Below are 14,725 nucleotides of genomic sequence, written 5' to 3'. Positions count from 1 at the left end.
TGATTAAGGAGAAACCCGTGCTTATTCGCCCGCAAGAGCCGTACCCGCAGTCTGAGCCCCCGGCGGCGGTGGGAAGAATGGTGCAGATCCCCTTCGTGACCGTACCGCTGTACGCCGCGCTGCTGATTGCGCTCGGATGGTTCGGCGGCGAGCAGTGGCGGAACAAGCCCGAGCCGCAGTCGATGAGGCCGCCGGTAGCCCATGCGGCGTTAGTTCCGCTGAATCAACCTGCGGTCAAAGCTGCCGTGGCGCCGGTTAACGCCGAGCCCGAAATTGAGGCTGAACCGGAAATAGCGATAGATGAAGATAACCTGCCGCCTCTGCGCTACAGCGCGCACGTCTACGCCTCGCTGGCGGAGAAACGCAGCATTGTATTAAACGGACAATCCTGGAGGGAGGGCGATTCGCCGCTGGCAAACCTGGTTATTGAGCAGATTCAGCAGGATCTCACCGTATTTAGCTTCAACGGTAAAACATTTACCCTCGCGGCGCTGGATGACTGGCCGGGTGGGAAGATTGAGGAGAGTCCGCAGGCGGAATAAAAATTGCGCGAGCGGAATTAAAATAAGCGCTATTTATTGCCGCGCAGGCTATCAATAAAGGGCGCCAGCTGGCGATTAAACTGGCTGCATTTTGTCGCTTCCGGGGTACTGTCCTGCTGGAGTTGTTGATATAGCTGCGTGCTGCGTTGGCTTAAAAGATTAGCGTCAATATTCGCCCATCCGCGCTTTTTACCCACGTTTATTGCCGCACGGTTAATCGCTTCATCGGCGGGAAGATCGCTGCGGTTGCACTTATTCTTCAGATAGCGCGCCCCGGCAGCGACGGAGGCAAGCTGCTCTAGCTGGGCCTGACCGCTCACGGCAGGACTGAGGGTTGTCGGGCGATTTTGCTGACAACCTGAGAGCAGGACGACCGCCATCAGCGGAAATAGAATAAAGTTGCGCATAATATATTAATCGGAAAAATTAATTGGCTGACAGTTTAACAAATATTTATCCGTAGTCATCAGAAAATCTGCCAAATTATATACCCTAAATAATTCGTGTTGCTTAAAGGCGGCAAGGGAGTGAGTCCCCAGGAGCATAGATAACTATGTGACTGGGGGAATGAGCGTAGCCAACACATAAGCAACTTGAAGTATGACGGGTATAAATGTTAAGCGGCTCTCGTTTTTATCATTGTGCGCTTTTAAATTCCTTTTCTTTCATCTGCGTTATTCCTTTTTGCTGGCGGAAATACTATTTTCCGGCGTTGCCGTTCCGCTTTCTTTTGGCGGCATGTAGAAGGATACGGACGGACATGTTTATGTTGTTAAAAAACATAATAATTTCCCTTTTGTTACCTGATGAGCATGTAAAATGCTGGTTAAGAATGTCGCGGTTTAGTGCTATCCTGTATCGCCTGGACAACAAGTACCGTGTCCCGAACTATTCTGTCGATGAAGCCGGTAACAATGTGATTTGTATGGTGAATTTTTAAAGTGAAAATCATGCGAGCGACATGATAACGCGTCGCGCAGTTCATAAATGGTCGCCTGAAAGCCAAAACGGTCGGGCGTCAATTTGAGAGATTTCTTCTTTCCCCCAATCGGGGAAACATTGAGAATCAGGCCTTTACGCCTGTAAGTTGCGGAGAAAAAGCATGGCGGGAGATGACCGCGAGCCGATCGGACGGAAGGGGAGACCCTCGCGCCCGGCAAAACAAAAGGTAACTCGTCGTCGGGTTCGGGAAGAGGACTACGATGACGATTACGATGATGACTATGAGGATGAAAAACCGATGCCGCGGAAAGGAAAAGGCAAAGGCGGTAAACCCCCTCGTCGTAAACGCGCCTGGCTATGGCTGCTGATTAAGATTGGGGTTGTCTGCGCGGTGTTGATTGCCGCCTATGGCGTCTACCTCGATCAGAAAATCCGTAGCCGCATTGATGGTAAAGTCTGGGATCTGCCCGCCGCGGTCTATGGCCGGATGGTCAACCTTGAGCCGGATATGCAGATCAGCAAAAACGAAATGGTGCGCCTGCTTAACGCCACGCAGTATCGCCAGGTGAGCGCGATGACGCGCCCGGGCGAATATACGGTACAGGCCAACAGCATCGAGATGATTCGCCGTCCGTTCGATTTCCCGGACAGTAAAGAAGGGCAGGTGCGCGCGCGTCTGACCTTCAACGGCGATCGCCTGGACACCATCGAGAATATGGATAATAACCGCCAGTTCGGTTTCTTCCGTCTCGATCCGCGCCTGATCACCATGCTGCAATCGGCCAACGGCGAACAGCGTCTGTTTGTTAAGCGCAACGGCTTCCCGGATCTGCTGGTCGATACCCTGCTGGCGACGGAAGACCGCCATTTCTACGAACACGACGGCATCAGTCTCTACTCGATTGGCCGCGCGGTGCTGGCGAACCTGACCGCCGGGCGTACGGTGCAGGGGGCGAGTACGCTGACCCAGCAGCTGGTGAAGAACCTGTTCCTCTCCAGCGAACGTTCTTACTGGCGTAAGGCTAACGAAGCCTATATGGCGCTGATCGTTGATGCCCGCTACAGCAAGGATCGTATCCTTGAGCTGTATATGAACGAAGTGTACCTCGGTCAGAGCGGCGATAACGAGATCCGCGGCTTCCCGCTGGCGAGCCTCTATTACTTTGGCCGTCCGGTGGAAGAGCTGAGCCTCGATCAGCAGGCGCTGCTGGTGGGGATGGTAAAAGGCGCGTCGGTCTACAACCCATGGCGTAACCCGAAACTGGCGCTGGAGCGACGCAACCTTGTGCTGCGTCTGCTGCAGCAGCAGCAGGTTATCGATCAGGAGCTGTATGACATGCTGAGCGCGCGTCCGCTGGGCGTACAGCCGCGCGGCGGGGTTATCTCTCCGCAGCCGGCGTTTATGCAGATGGTGCGCCAGGAGCTGCAGGCGAAACTGGGCGACAAAGTGAAAGATCTCTCTGGCGTGAAGATCTTCACCACCTTCGACTCAGTCGCGCAGGATGCGGCGGAAAAGGCGGCGACGGAAGGTATTCCGGCGCTGAAGAAACAGCGTAAGCTGCCGGATCTGGAAACCGCGATGGTGGTTGTCGACCGCTTCACCGGCGAGGTGCGGGCAATGGTCGGCGGGGCGGAGCCGCAGTTTGCCGGCTATAACCGCGCAATGCAGGCGCGCCGTTCGATTGGTTCACTGGCAAAACCGGCGACCTATCTGACCGCGCTGAGCCAGCCGAACCAGTATCGTCTCAATACCTGGATTGCCGATGCGCCAATCTCGATTCGTCTGTCTAACGGCCAGACATGGTCGCCGCAGAACGACGACCGTCGCTACAGCGATAGCGGTAAAGTGATGCTGGTCGACGCGCTAACGCGTTCAATGAACGTGCCGACGGTGAACCTCGGGATGGCGCTGGGCTTGCCGGCGGTGGTCGATACCTGGACTAAACTGGGCGCGCCGAAGAATCAGCTGAACGCGGTTCCGTCGATGCTGCTGGGGGCGTTGAACCTGACGCCGATTGAAGTGGCGCAGGCGTTCCAGACCATCGCCAGCGGGGGCAACCGCGCGCCGCTGTCAGCGCTGCGGTCCGTTATCGCCGAAGATGGCACCGTGCTCTATCAGAGCTATCCGCAGGCGGAGCGCGCGGTGCCGGCCCAGGCGGCTTACATGACGCTATGGACCATGCAGCAGGTTGTGCAGCGCGGTACCGGTCGCCAGCTGGGCGCGAAGTATCCGGGTCTGCATCTGGCGGGTAAAACCGGGACCACCAACAACAACGTTGATACCTGGTTTGCCGGTATTGACGGCGGTCAGGTGACCATTACCTGGGTGGGTCGCGATAATAACCAGCCGACCAAGCTGTACGGTGCCAGCGGCGCGATGTCGATTTATCAACGCTATCTGGCAAACCAGACCCCGACCCCGCTGGTGCTGACGCCGCCGGAAGATGTGGTGGATATGGGTGTCGATGGCAGCGGTAACTTTGTCTGCAGCGGCGGCATGCGTTCGCTGCCGGTATGGACGACCACGCCGGACGCGCTGTGCCGCCAGGGCGAACAGATCCAACAGCAGCAGCTTGAACAGCAACAGGCGAATAACCCGTTTAATCAGTCCGGGCAGCAGCAGCCGCAGCAAAACCAGCAGCAGCAACCGCCGAAGCAGGAGAAGAGCGATGGCGTCGCGGGCTGGATTAAGGATATGTTCGGCAGTAATTAACGATCCGCTTCATCCTTTAAGCCGACGTTTCGTCGCTTAAATGGATGCTGAAATAAAGGCCCCCTAATACCTCAGTATTAGGGGGCCTTTTTATATCGATAAATTAATTAACACCCGCTTAACTCCACACTTACCGTCTGGTTATTTATTCATCCTTTGATATTTCGTCAAGGGCATATTTCTTGCCTTGCCGCGATCGTTTCGCCTATTATGTCAGCCGTTATAATAATAATTCTCGTTTACGTTATCATTCACTTCTATTAGAGATATACCCATGGCGCGTCTTAAAACTGCTCAGCCAAATCACTCGCTGCGTAAACTCGCAGCTGTAGTAGCCACGGCGGTTAGCGGCATGTCTGTTTATGCACAGGCGGCAGTTGAACCGAAAGAAGAAACCATTACCGTTACTGCCGCTCCGGCCCCGCAGGAGAGCGCCTGGGGACCGGCAGCGACCATCGCGGCGCGACAATCGGCCACCGGAACCAAAACAGATACGCCTATACAAAAGGTGCCACAGTCTATTTCCGTGGTGACCGCTGAGGAGATGGCGCTACATCAACCGAAGTCCGTTAAAGAAGCACTGAGCTATACGCCTGGTGTTGCCGTGGGAACGCGTGGTGCCTCTAATACTTATGACTATCTGATCATCCGCGGTTTCGCTGCTGATGGCCAAAGCCAGAATAACTTTCTGAATGGCCTGAAAATGCAGGGTAACTTCTATAATGATGCGGTGATTGATCCCTATATGCTGGAGCGTGCGGAAGTTATGCGCGGTCCGATTTCCGTACTTTACGGAAAGAGCAGTCCGGGTGGTTTGCTGAATATGGTCAGCAAACGTCCTACAACGGAGCCGCTAAAAGAAGTCCAGTTTAAAATGGGCACCGATAATCTATGGCAGACCGGTTTTGACTTCAGCGATGCGATTGACGAGGACGGCGTTTATTCTTATCGCCTGACTGGTCTGGCGCGCTCCGCTAATGCACAGCAGAAGGGCGCTGAGGAGCAACGTTACGCGATTGCACCCGCTTTTAGCTGGCGCCCGGATGACAAAACTAACTTTACGTTCCTCTCCTACTTTCAGAATGAGCCGGAGACTGGTTACTACGGGTGGTTGCCGAAAGAGGGAACGGTGTCAACGTTACCGAACGGTAATCGTCTCCCAACCGACTTCAACGAAGGCGCCAACAACAATACTTACTCACGTAATGAGAAAATGGTTGGCTATAGCTTTGACCACGAATTCAACGATACCTTTACGGTGCGCCAGAACCTGCGTTACGCGCAAAATAAAGTTTCGCAGAACAGTGTCTACGGCTATGGCATGTGTTCTGACCCACTTTATTCGAGCAACCCAACCACCAGCCCTTGCGCCAGTGTTCCTCAGTCACAATGGGGCCATACGCTGACCCGGCAGTACGTTATTGATAATGAAAAATTACAGAATTTCTCTGTCGATACCCAATTGCAAAGCAAGTTCGCAACCGGTTCAGTAGATCATGTTCTGCTGACTGGCGTCGATTTCATGCGGATGCGTAACGATATCGATTCCTGGTTTGGCTATGCGGGTTCAGTGACGCCATCCGATATCTATAATCTCGATCGCAGCGATTTTGATTTTGGTTCGCACCCAGGGCCATCAGGTGCTTATCAAGTGCTGAATAAACAGAAACAGACGGGTCTTTACGTACAGGACCAGGCGCAGTGGGATAAAGTGCTGGTTACTCTGGGTGGCCGTTACGACTGGGCGAAGCAGGATTCGTTGAACCGTGTTTCCGCTACGCAGAGCTCCAGAAATGATAAACAATTTACCTGGCGCGGTGGTGTTAACTACCTGTTCGATAACGGTATGACGCCTTATTTCAGTTATAGCGAATCGTTTGAGCCAGCCTCGCAGACCGGCGCAAGCGGTAATGTTTTTGCTCCGTCTAAAGGTAAACAGTACGAAGCTGGTGTGAAATACGTACCCAACGATCGTCCTATCGTGATTACCGGTGCCCTCTATCAGTTGACCAAAACCAATAACCTGATGGCCGATCCTGCAGGTTCGCTTTTCTCGGTTGAAGGTGGTGAAATTCGTTCGCGCGGCGTGGAGATTGAAGCCAAAGCTGCGCTTTCAGCTAGTGTCAACGTTGTCGGTTCTTATACCTATACCGATGCGCAATACACTACGGATACCTCCTACAAAGGTAACACGCCGGCACAGGTGCCAAAACATATGGCATCCCTGTGGGGGGACTACACCTTATTTAACGGTCCTCTGTCTGGACTGACATTGGGTACTGGCGCACGTTTCACTGGCTCCAGCTATGGTGATCCAGCGAACTCCTTTAAGGTGGGTAGCTACACGGTTGTTGATGCATTAGTCCGTTATGACCTGGCCCGCGTGGGTATGGCGGGTTCTAACGTGGCGCTTCACGTGAACAACTTGTTTGACCGAGAGTATGTGGCAAGCTGCTTTAATACTTATGGCTGCTTCTGGGGCGCTGAGCGCCAGGTTGTGGCGACCGCGACTTTCCGTTTCTAACCACTTAACGGGCGCGGTTCGCCGCGCCTCTGACCAGGTTCCGTTATGCAGGAAAACATTCCGCACTCCGATACGACGTTTTCACTGGACCGCGTGACCTTCCGCGTGCCCGGCCGAACGCTGCTGCATCCTCTGTCGTTAACCTTCCCGGCGGGAAAAGTCACCGGCCTGATTGGCCATAACGGCTCCGGTAAATCAACGCTGCTGAAAATGCTTGGCCGCCATCAGCCGCCGTCGGACGGGGATATTTTGCTCGACGGCCAGCCGCTCGACAGCTGGGGCAGCAAAGCGTTTGCCCGCAAAGTCGCCTATCTGCCGCAGCAGCTGCCGCCGGCGGAAGGCATGACGGTGCGTGAGCTGGTGGCGATCGGTCGCTACCCGTGGCACGGGGCGCTAGGGCGTTTTGGCGCGGCGGATCGGGAGAAAGTGGAAGAGGCGATAGCGCTGGTCGGGCTAAAACCGCTGGCCCACCGGCTGGTGGACAGCCTCTCCGGCGGTGAACGCCAGCGCGCGTGGATTGCCATGCTGGTGGCCCAGGATAGCCGCTGCCTGCTGCTTGATGAACCGACCTCGGCGCTGGATATCGCCCATCAGGTGGATGTGCTGGCGCTGGTTCATCGCCTCAGCCAGCAGCGCGGGCTGACGGTGATCGCCGTACTGCATGATATCAATATGGCTGCGCGCTACTGTGACTATCTGGTTGCGCTGCGCGGCGGTGAGATGATCGCTCAGGGAACGCCCGAGGCGCTGATGCGCAGCGAAACCCTGGAACAAATTTACGGCATCCCGATGGGGATCCTGCCGCATCCGGCTGGCGCAGCGCCGGTAAGTTTTGTCTATTGATGGAAAACCTCACATTCATCACGCGGCGGCGCCTGCTGACCGCGATGGCGCTGTCGCCGCTGCTATGGCAGATGCGCGGCGCGCGGGCGGCGGAAGTGGATCCGCAGCGTATTGTCGCGCTCGAATGGCTGCCGGTAGAGCTGCTGTTGGCGCTGGGCGTCACGCCCTACGGCGTTGCCGATATCCCTAACTACCGGCTGTGGGTCAATGAACCGGCGCTACCTGACTCGGTGATTGACGTCGGGCTGCGCACAGAGCCCAATCTGGAGCTGCTGACCCAGATGAAGCCATCGTTTCTGGTCTGGTCGGCGGGGTATGGACCTTCGGCGGAAAAGCTGGCGCGTATTGCGCCCGGGCGAGGATTTACCTTCAGCGACGGTAAGCGCCCGCTGACGATGGCTCAGCAGTCGCTGAGCGAAATGGCTGAACTGATCGGTAAGCAGCAGCAAGCGAAACGTCATCTGGCTGAGTTTGACGCGCTGATGGAGAGTCTGCGCCCGCGCTTTGCCCGGCGCGGCGATCGTCCGCTGCTGATGATCACTCTGCTTGATACCCGGCACGTGCTGGTTTTTGCGCAAAACAGCCTGTTCCAGGAAGTGCTCGACCGTTTTGCCATCAACAATGCCTGGCACGGGGAAACCACCTTCTGGGGCAGCGTCACTGTGGGTATTGACCGGCTGGCGGCATATAAAGACGCTGACGTTATCTGCTTCGACCACGGCAATGCGCGAGAGATGGCGCAGCTTATGGCGACGCCGCTGTGGCGGGCTATGCCGTTCATTCGCGAAGGGCGTTTTCAGCGTGTCCCGGCGGTATGGTTCTATGGCGCGACGCTATCGGCGATGCATTTTGCCCGCGTGCTGGCCGATGCTCAGGGAGGCCCAGCGTGAGATCGCGAATTTCGCCATTGGCGGCATTACTGCTCTTAATTCTCCTTAGCGTGGCTTCGGCGCTAACGCTGTTCAACCTCAACGTGGCGCTGCCGCGAAGCGAGTGGGGACAGGCGCTCTGGCAGCCGAATATCGATAATATTGCCCAGATGCTGTTCCACTACAGCCTGCTGCCGCGGCTGGCGATATCGCTGCTGGTCGGCGCCGGGCTGGGGCTGGTGGGCGTGCTGTTCCAGCAGGTGCTGCGTAACCCGCTGGCGGAGCCGACGACGCTCGGCGTGGCGACCGGGGCGCAGTTAGGCATGACGGTGACCACGCTGTGGGCAATCCCTGGCGTGCTGGCGTCGCAGTTTGCCGCGCTGGCCGGAGCATGCATTGTCGGCGCGCTGGTATTTGGCGTTTCGTGGGGCAAACGCCTCTCGCCGGTGACGTTGATTCTGGCAGAATTGGTGGTGAGTCTCTACTGCGGCGCGCTTAATCAACTGATGGCGATCTTCCATCATGACCAGCTGCAAAGTATGTTCCTGTGGAGTACCGGCACCCTGACGCAGACCGACTGGAGCGTGGTGCAGCGGCTGTGGCCGCAGTTGCTGGGCGGAGCGATGCTAACCCTCCTGCTGCTGCGTCCGCTGACCCTGATGGGGCTGGACGACGGCGTGGCGCGCAACCTCGGTCTGGCGCTCTCGCTGGCGCGGCTGGGGGCGTTGACCCTGGCGATTATCATCAGCGCCCTGTTGGTGAATGCGGTGGGGATTATTGGTTTTATCGGTCTGTTCGCGCCGCTGCTGGCGAAGATGCTGGGCGCTCGCCGACTGCTATCGCGCCTGCTGCTGGCGGCCCTGATTGGCGCGCTGCTGCTGTGGCTCTCCGATCAGCTCATCCTGTGGCTGGCCCGGGTGTGGATGGAGGTCTCCACCGGTTCGGTGACCGCGCTGATTGGCGCGCCGCTGCTGTTATGGCTGCTGCCGCGCCTGCGCAGCATTAGCGCGCCGGTGATGAACGGTGGCGATAAAGTGCTGGCTGAACGCCAACATGTGCTGTGGTTCGCGCTGGGCGGGCTGGCTATTCTGCTGCTGGCCATCGTCGCGTCGCTGGCTTTCGGCCGCGACGCGCAGGGCTGGCACTGGGCCAGCGGTACGTTACTGGATCAGCTGATGCCCTGGCGCTGGCCGCGCATTCTGGCGGCGCTGTTCGCTGGCGTGATGCTGGCGGTAGCGGGCTGCATTATCCAACGCTTAACCGGAAATCCAATGGCCAGTCCGGAAGTGCTCGGCATCAGCTCGGGCGCGGCGTTCGGCGTGGTGCTGATGCTGTTCTTGGTGCCGGGAAATGCCTTTGGCTGGCTGCTGCCCGCCGGTAGCCTCGGTGCGGCGGCGACGCTGCTGGTCATTCTGATTGCCGCCGGGCGCGGCGGATTTTCGCCGCACCGTATGCTGCTGGCGGGGATGGCGCTGAGCACCGCGTTTACCATGCTGCTGATGATGCTGCAGGCCAGCGGCGATCCGCGAATGGCGCAGATCCTGACATGGATTTCCGGCTCCACCTACAGTGCGACGCCGGAGCTGGTGGTGCGCAGCGGCGTGATGATGCTGATCCTGCTGGCGCTGGCCCCGCTTTGCCGCCGCTGGCTGACGATTCTGCCGCTGGGCGGCGAGGCGGCGAGGGCGGTCGGTATGGCGCTGACGCCGTCACGCATTGGGCTACTGCTGCTGGCGGCATGTTTGACCGCGACCGCGACGCTGACGATTGGTCCGCTCAGTTTCGTGGGGCTAATGGCGCCGCATATTGCGCGTATGATGGGCTTCCGGCGTACGATACCGCATATGGTGATCTCTGGCCTGATTGGCGGAGTGCTGCTGGTATTCGCCGACTGGTGCGGCCGAATGATGCTGTTCCCGTACCAGATCCCGGCGGGCTTGTTGTCGACTTTTATTGGTGCGCCGTACTTTATCTATCTATTAAGAAAACAGAGCCGGTAGCTTTTCCGCATCGCGATGCCCGGCGGGTGTCGCGATGTTATAAGCCGCTTATTGATTTTCAAAGAGTACAGCACTTCGGAGAGGCATTGCCGGGGCTGAGCAGCCCCGGCAATCAGAGTTACAGCTTCGCGAAGGCGTTACGCGCGGCGGCAACGGTGTTGTCGATATCTTCTTCGCTGTGGGCGATGGACATAAATCCAGCTTCAAACGCCGACGGCGCCAGATAGACGCCCTCTTCCAGCATCAGGTGGAAGAAGCGTTTGAAACGCTCTACGTCGCATTTGACCACGTCCTGGTAGCTGGTCACGGTTGGCGCGTCGGTAAAGAAAATGCCGAACATGCCGCCAACATTATTCACCACCAGCGGAATACCGGCATCGCGAGCGGCGTCCAGCAGACCCTGAGCCAGCTGGTTGGTCAGTTCGGTTAGCGTCTCGTGCACACCGGGCTGCGCCACTTCGCTTAAGCAGGCGAAACCTGCCGCCATCGCGATGGGGTTGCCGGAGAGGGTGCCTGCCTGATAAACCGGGCCGGTCGGCGCGAGGGCATCCATCACTTCCCGACGGCCGCCGAATGCGCCTACTGGCATACCGCCGCCGATGATTTTGCCAAGGCAGGTTAGATCCGGCACCACGCCGTAGTAATCCTGCGCGCCGGCCAGCGCCACGCGGAAGCCGGTCATCACTTCATCGATAATCAGCAGCGCGCCGAATTCGTCGCACAGCGCGCGCAGGCCTGGCAGAAACTCCGGCAGCGGCGGGATGCAGTTCATATTACCGGCCACCGGCTCAACGATGATGCAGGCGATATCCTGCGGGTACTGCTCGAACGCGGCGCGAACCGAGGACAGATCGTTATAGGTACAGGTCAGGGTGTGTTTAGCGAAGTCCGCCGGCACGCCCGGCGAATTCGGTTGGCCGAGCGTCAGCGCGCCTGAGCCGGCCTTCACCAGCAGGCAGTCGGCGTGGCCGTGGTAGCAGCCTTCGAACTTAATGATTTTGTCACGGCCGGTGAAGCCACGGGCCAGGCGAATGGCGCTCATGGTCGCTTCGGTACCGGAGTTCACCATGCGGACCATATCCATGGTCGGGACCAGTTCGGTAACCAGCGCCGCCATTTTGACTTCCATCTCGGTTGGCGCGCCAAAGCTTAAACCGCGTTCGGCGGCTTCAATGACCGCGTTGCGGATGGCCGGGTGGTTGTGACCCAGCACCATTGGGCCCCAGGAACCGACATAATCGATATACGCTTTACCATCAACGTCGTAAAGGTAAGCGCCGTCGGCGCGCTCGATAAACAGCGGCGTACCGCCGACGCCGGTAAAGGCACGTACCGGAGAGTTCACGCCGCCGGGAATAAGTTCACGCGCAGCGTTATACAGATTTTCAGATTTGCTCATTGCCTGGGTCCTGGTTCGTGAAAAATGTTTTGTCGGTTATTCTAAGTTATTCCAGGAAGGTTATATACCCGTCATACTTCAAGTTGCAGGTGTGTTGGCTGCGCTCGTTCACCCGAATCACTTACCAGAGTAAGCTCATCGGGATTCACTCTTTTGCCGCCTTCCTGCAACTCGAATTATTTAGGTATGAAAGTTTTGCCCAATTGAAACAATGGGCTCGCAGCGCATTTTTTTGACGACGGCGCTTGTCCGGTTGGCTAGAATGCCTTTCTTTCTATTTGTATTACTCATCATTGATAATGGCATGAAAGCAGAAAATCCCTCTTTTTCAGCACATCAGTTCGTACGCGTTCGCCGCAGCGATGCCGTGCGTCGGTTGATTCAGCGTGATAAGACGCCGCTGGCGGTGTTATTAATGGCCGCTGTTGTCGGAACGCTGGCGGGGCTGGTAGGCGTCGCGTTTGAGAAAAGCGTCAACTGGGTGCAGAACCTGCGTATTGGCGCGCTGGTAGAAGTGGCTGACCACTGGTTTCTGGTGTGGCCGCTGGCCTTTATTCTCTCCGCTTTGCTGGCGATGGTGGGCTATTTCCTCGTGCGGCGTTTTGCGCCGGAAGCGGGCGGCTCCGGGATACCGGAAATTGAAGGCGCGCTGGAAGAGCTGCGTCCCGTCCGCTGGTGGCGCGTGCTGCCGGTGAAGTTTATCGGCGGGATGGGTACGCTGGGCGCGGGAATGGTGCTGGGACGCGAAGGGCCGATGGTCCAGCTCGGGGGCAATCTGGGGCGCATGGTGGTGGACGTGTTCCGCATGCGCAGTCCGGAAGCGCGCCATACGCTGCTGGCGACCGGCGCCGCGGCGGGGCTCTCCGCTGCCTTTAACGCGCCGCTCGCCGGGATCCTGTTTATCATTGAGGAGATGCGCCCGCAGTTTCGCTACAATCTGATCTCTATTAAAGCCGTGTTTACCGGCGTGATTATGGCCACCATTGTTTTCCGTATCTTCAACGGCGATAAAGCGGTTATTGAGGTCGGTAAGCTCAGCAATGCGCCGGTCAACACCCTGTGGTTGTATTTGATCCTCGGGATGATTTTTGGCTGCATTGGCCCACTGTTTAATACGCTGGTGCTGCGTACCCAGGATATGTTCCAGCGGATCCACGGCGGCAATATCAAAAAGTGGGTGCTGATTGGCGGCCTGATCGGTGGCAGCTGCGGCGTGCTGGGGCTGATTCAGCCAACGGCGTCCGGCGGCGGGTTTAACCTGATCCCTATCGCCGCGGCGGGCAATTTTTCCGTTGGCCTGCTCCTGTTTATTTTTATCGCGCGGGTGATCACCACGCTGCTCTGCTTCTCTTCCGGCGCGCCCGGCGGTATCTTTGCGCCGATGCTGGCGCTGGGGACGCTGCTGGGGACGGCGTTTGGCATGGCGGCGACGCCGCTGTTTCCGGCCTATCATCTGGATGCAGGAACCTTTGCCATCGCCGGGATGGGCGCGCTGCTCGCCGCCTCGGTCCGCGCGCCGTTGACCGGCATCGTTCTGGTGCTGGAGATGACCGATAACTATCAGCTCATTTTGCCAATGATTATTACCTGTCTCGGCGCAACACTATTGGCACAATTCCTCGGCGGTAAGCCTTTATACTCGACAATCCTGCAGCGCACCCTGGCAAAACAAAAGGCGGAGCAGGAAGCCAAGGCGCAGCCGGTCGGCGGGGAGAATACTTGAACGATTTACTCGGGTATTGGATAATGGCTCAAAAGGTCGGGTTATTCTTTAACCGGTCAGAAGTATCAATGGGAGCATAAAATGAGTGATGACGTAGCGTTGCCGCTGGAGTTTACCGAAGCCGCAGCGATTAAAGTAAAAGACCTGATTGCTGATGAAGACAATCCCAACCTGAAACTGCGCGTATATATCACCGGCGGTGGCTGCAGCGGTTTCCAGTACGGTTTTACCTTCGACGATCAGGTTAACGAAGGCGATATGACTATTGAGAAGCAGGGCGTCGGCCTGGTGGTTGACCCAATGAGCCTGCAGTATCTGGTCGGCGGCGCCGTCGATTATACCGAAGGTCTGGAAGGTTCACGTTTTATCGTGACCAACCCGAATGCGAAAAGCACCTGCGGCTGCGGCTCCTCGTTCAGCGTCTAAAGATAGCGCGGCCTCCCTGAACTCTCCCGCAGAGAGAGGGAGCCAACGCTAAAAACGGTAACGTTAAGGTTACCGTTTTGCTTTTCTTACCGCCCATTCTCATCAAGCGCAAAAGTTGGCAGCTTCAGATGCCAGCGGATTGCCGCCAGCCTGATGACCAGCGTGACCACCATACCTATCATCGCCGCGTTTTCTAACGGAACCTGAAAAGTGTAGTACGCCGTCGCATGCACGATGCCACCAACGATGCAGGCCGTCGCGTAGATTTCCGTACGCAGTATCATCGGGATTTCGCGCGCCAGCACATCGCGGATGATCCCCCCGCCGACGCCGGTGACGACGCCCATACAGACGGCCACCAGGGGCCCGCTATGGGCAATAAAGGCTTTGTTGACGCCGATACCGACAAACACCGCCAGACCAACGGCGTCCAGCACTGGCAGTACCCATTTAGGTAACCGGCGCGGCTGGCGCACCAGCAGGATAGTGAACATGCTGGTAACCATCGCCACCACCAGATCGGTAGGATCTTTAACCCAAAATACCGGGCCGTTAGCAAGGGCCATATCGCGAATGGTCCCGCCGCCCACCGCGGTAACCACGCCTAATACCAGCACGCCGAAAGGGTCCATGCGCAGCTTTCCAGCCAGCAGGACGCCGGAGATGGCAAACACGGCGGTGCCAATAATATCCAGCCAATAGACAAGCATCGTCAGTTCCCACTTATTGTCTATTCCATCAGGC

Annotated in this window: 11 protein-coding genes; 8 read left to right on the top strand and 3 right to left on the bottom strand. The window is 57.4% G+C overall.

Going from position 1 to position 14,725, the window contains the following annotated elements:
• Window positions 1-17: 17 nt before the first annotated feature.
• Window positions 18-542, top strand: coding sequence for a type II secretion system assembly factor GspB (gene gspB / locus EGY08_RS09995; RefSeq protein WP_123828455.1), 525 nt, complete (start codon window positions 18-20; stop codon window positions 540-542).
• Between the two features lie 29 nt (window positions 543-571).
• Here the strand turns inward: gspB and pulS are convergent, their stop codons facing one another.
• Window positions 572-949, bottom strand: coding sequence for a GspS family T2SS pilot lipoprotein variant PulS (pulS, locus tag EGY08_RS09990; RefSeq protein ID WP_004129085.1), 378 nt, complete (start codon window positions 947-949; stop codon window positions 572-574).
• Window positions 950-1,644: 695 nt separating this feature from the next.
• On the opposite strand from pulS, the gene mrcB reads away from it, so the two are divergent.
• The 5 genes from mrcB to fhuB all read left to right on the top strand — a co-directional run bounded on the left by mrcB (window position 1,645) and on the right by fhuB (window position 10,433).
• The gene (mrcB, locus tag EGY08_RS09980) at window positions 1,645-4,197 is read left to right on the top strand and encodes a bifunctional glycosyl transferase/transpeptidase (protein WP_004129087.1); all 2,553 of its coding nucleotides are present in this window, start codon (window positions 1,645-1,647) and stop codon (window positions 4,195-4,197) included.
• Between the two features lie 274 nt (window positions 4,198-4,471).
• The gene (fhuA, locus tag EGY08_RS09975; RefSeq protein ID WP_123828454.1) at window positions 4,472-6,721 is read left to right on the top strand and encodes a ferrichrome porin FhuA; all 2,250 of its coding nucleotides are present in this window, start codon (window positions 4,472-4,474) and stop codon (window positions 6,719-6,721) included.
• Window positions 6,722-6,766: 45 nt separating this feature from the next.
• Window positions 6,767-7,564 carry a Fe3+-hydroxamate ABC transporter ATP-binding protein FhuC gene (gene fhuC / locus EGY08_RS09970; RefSeq protein ID WP_004129090.1) on the top strand — a complete coding sequence of 266 codons (798 nt, stop codon included), beginning with the start codon at window positions 6,767-6,769 and terminating at the stop codon, window positions 7,562-7,564.
• A complete protein-coding gene (gene fhuD / locus EGY08_RS09965) occupies window positions 7,564-8,454 on the top strand; it encodes a Fe(3+)-hydroxamate ABC transporter substrate-binding protein FhuD (protein ID WP_112166707.1) in 891 nt (296 codons plus the stop codon). The genes fhuC and fhuD overlap by 1 nt, the downstream gene beginning before the upstream one ends.
• On the top strand, window positions 8,451-10,433 hold the full coding sequence (gene fhuB / locus EGY08_RS09960; protein WP_123828453.1) for a Fe(3+)-hydroxamate ABC transporter permease FhuB: 1,983 nt from the start codon (window positions 8,451-8,453) through the stop codon (window positions 10,431-10,433). Before fhuD ends, fhuB begins: the two co-directional genes overlap by 4 nt.
• Before the next feature lie 118 nt (window positions 10,434-10,551).
• On the opposite strand, the gene hemL is transcribed toward fhuB, so the two are convergent.
• The gene (gene hemL, locus EGY08_RS09955; RefSeq protein ID WP_049113687.1) at window positions 10,552-11,832 is read right to left on the bottom strand and encodes a glutamate-1-semialdehyde 2,1-aminomutase; all 1,281 of its coding nucleotides are present in this window, start codon (window positions 11,830-11,832) and stop codon (window positions 10,552-10,554) included.
• Window positions 11,833-12,136: 304 nt separating this feature from the next.
• Here hemL and clcA point away from each other — a divergent pair, with 304 nt between their 5' ends.
• Entirely contained in the window at window positions 12,137-13,555 is a 1,419-nt protein-coding gene (gene clcA, locus EGY08_RS09950; protein WP_123828452.1) for a H(+)/Cl(-) exchange transporter ClcA, read from the top strand.
• 81 nt (window positions 13,556-13,636) lie between these two features.
• Window positions 13,637-13,981: an iron-sulfur cluster insertion protein ErpA gene (gene erpA / locus EGY08_RS09945; protein WP_004098733.1), complete on the top strand. Its 345-nt coding sequence runs from the start codon at window positions 13,637-13,639 to the stop codon at window positions 13,979-13,981.
• A gap of 86 nt (window positions 13,982-14,067) precedes the next feature.
• Here the strand turns inward: erpA and EGY08_RS09940 are convergent, their stop codons facing one another.
• On the bottom strand, window positions 14,068-14,691 hold the full coding sequence (locus EGY08_RS09940; RefSeq protein ID WP_004129095.1) for a TRIC cation channel family protein: 624 nt from the start codon (window positions 14,689-14,691) through the stop codon (window positions 14,068-14,070).
• Window positions 14,692-14,725: the final 34 nt, after the last annotated feature.

Source organism: Klebsiella sp. FDAARGOS_511, assembly GCF_003812845.1.
In the GTDB taxonomy this organism is placed as follows: Bacteria; Pseudomonadota; Gammaproteobacteria; order Enterobacterales; family Enterobacteriaceae; genus Klebsiella; species Klebsiella grimontii.
Note: the sequence above shows the minus strand (reverse complement) of the source record. Positions and strands in the feature narration are given on the sequence as shown.

Excerpts from the sequence above, each read along its gene's own strand:
- fhuD (WP_112166707.1), top strand. The coding sequence starts at position 7,564 with ATGGAAAACCTCACATTCATCACGCGGCGGCGCCTGCTGACCGCGATG.
- clcA (WP_123828452.1), top strand. The coding sequence starts at position 12,137 with ATGAAAGCAGAAAATCCCTCTTTTTCAGCACATCAGTTCGTACGCGTT.
- pulS (WP_004129085.1), bottom strand. The coding sequence starts at position 949 with ATGCGCAACTTTATTCTATTTCCGCTGATGGCGGTCGTCCTGCTCTCA.
- fhuA (WP_123828454.1), top strand. The coding sequence starts at position 4,472 with ATGGCGCGTCTTAAAACTGCTCAGCCAAATCACTCGCTGCGTAAACTC.
- hemL (WP_049113687.1), bottom strand. The coding sequence starts at position 11,832 with ATGAGCAAATCTGAAAATCTGTATAACGCTGCGCGTGAACTTATTCCC.
- mrcB (WP_004129087.1), top strand. The coding sequence starts at position 1,645 with ATGGCGGGAGATGACCGCGAGCCGATCGGACGGAAGGGGAGACCCTCG.
- fhuC (WP_004129090.1), top strand. The coding sequence starts at position 6,767 with ATGCAGGAAAACATTCCGCACTCCGATACGACGTTTTCACTGGACCGC.
- erpA (WP_004098733.1), top strand. The coding sequence starts at position 13,637 with ATGAGTGATGACGTAGCGTTGCCGCTGGAGTTTACCGAAGCCGCAGCG.
- EGY08_RS09940 (WP_004129095.1), bottom strand. The coding sequence starts at position 14,691 with ATGCTTGTCTATTGGCTGGATATTATTGGCACCGCCGTGTTTGCCATC.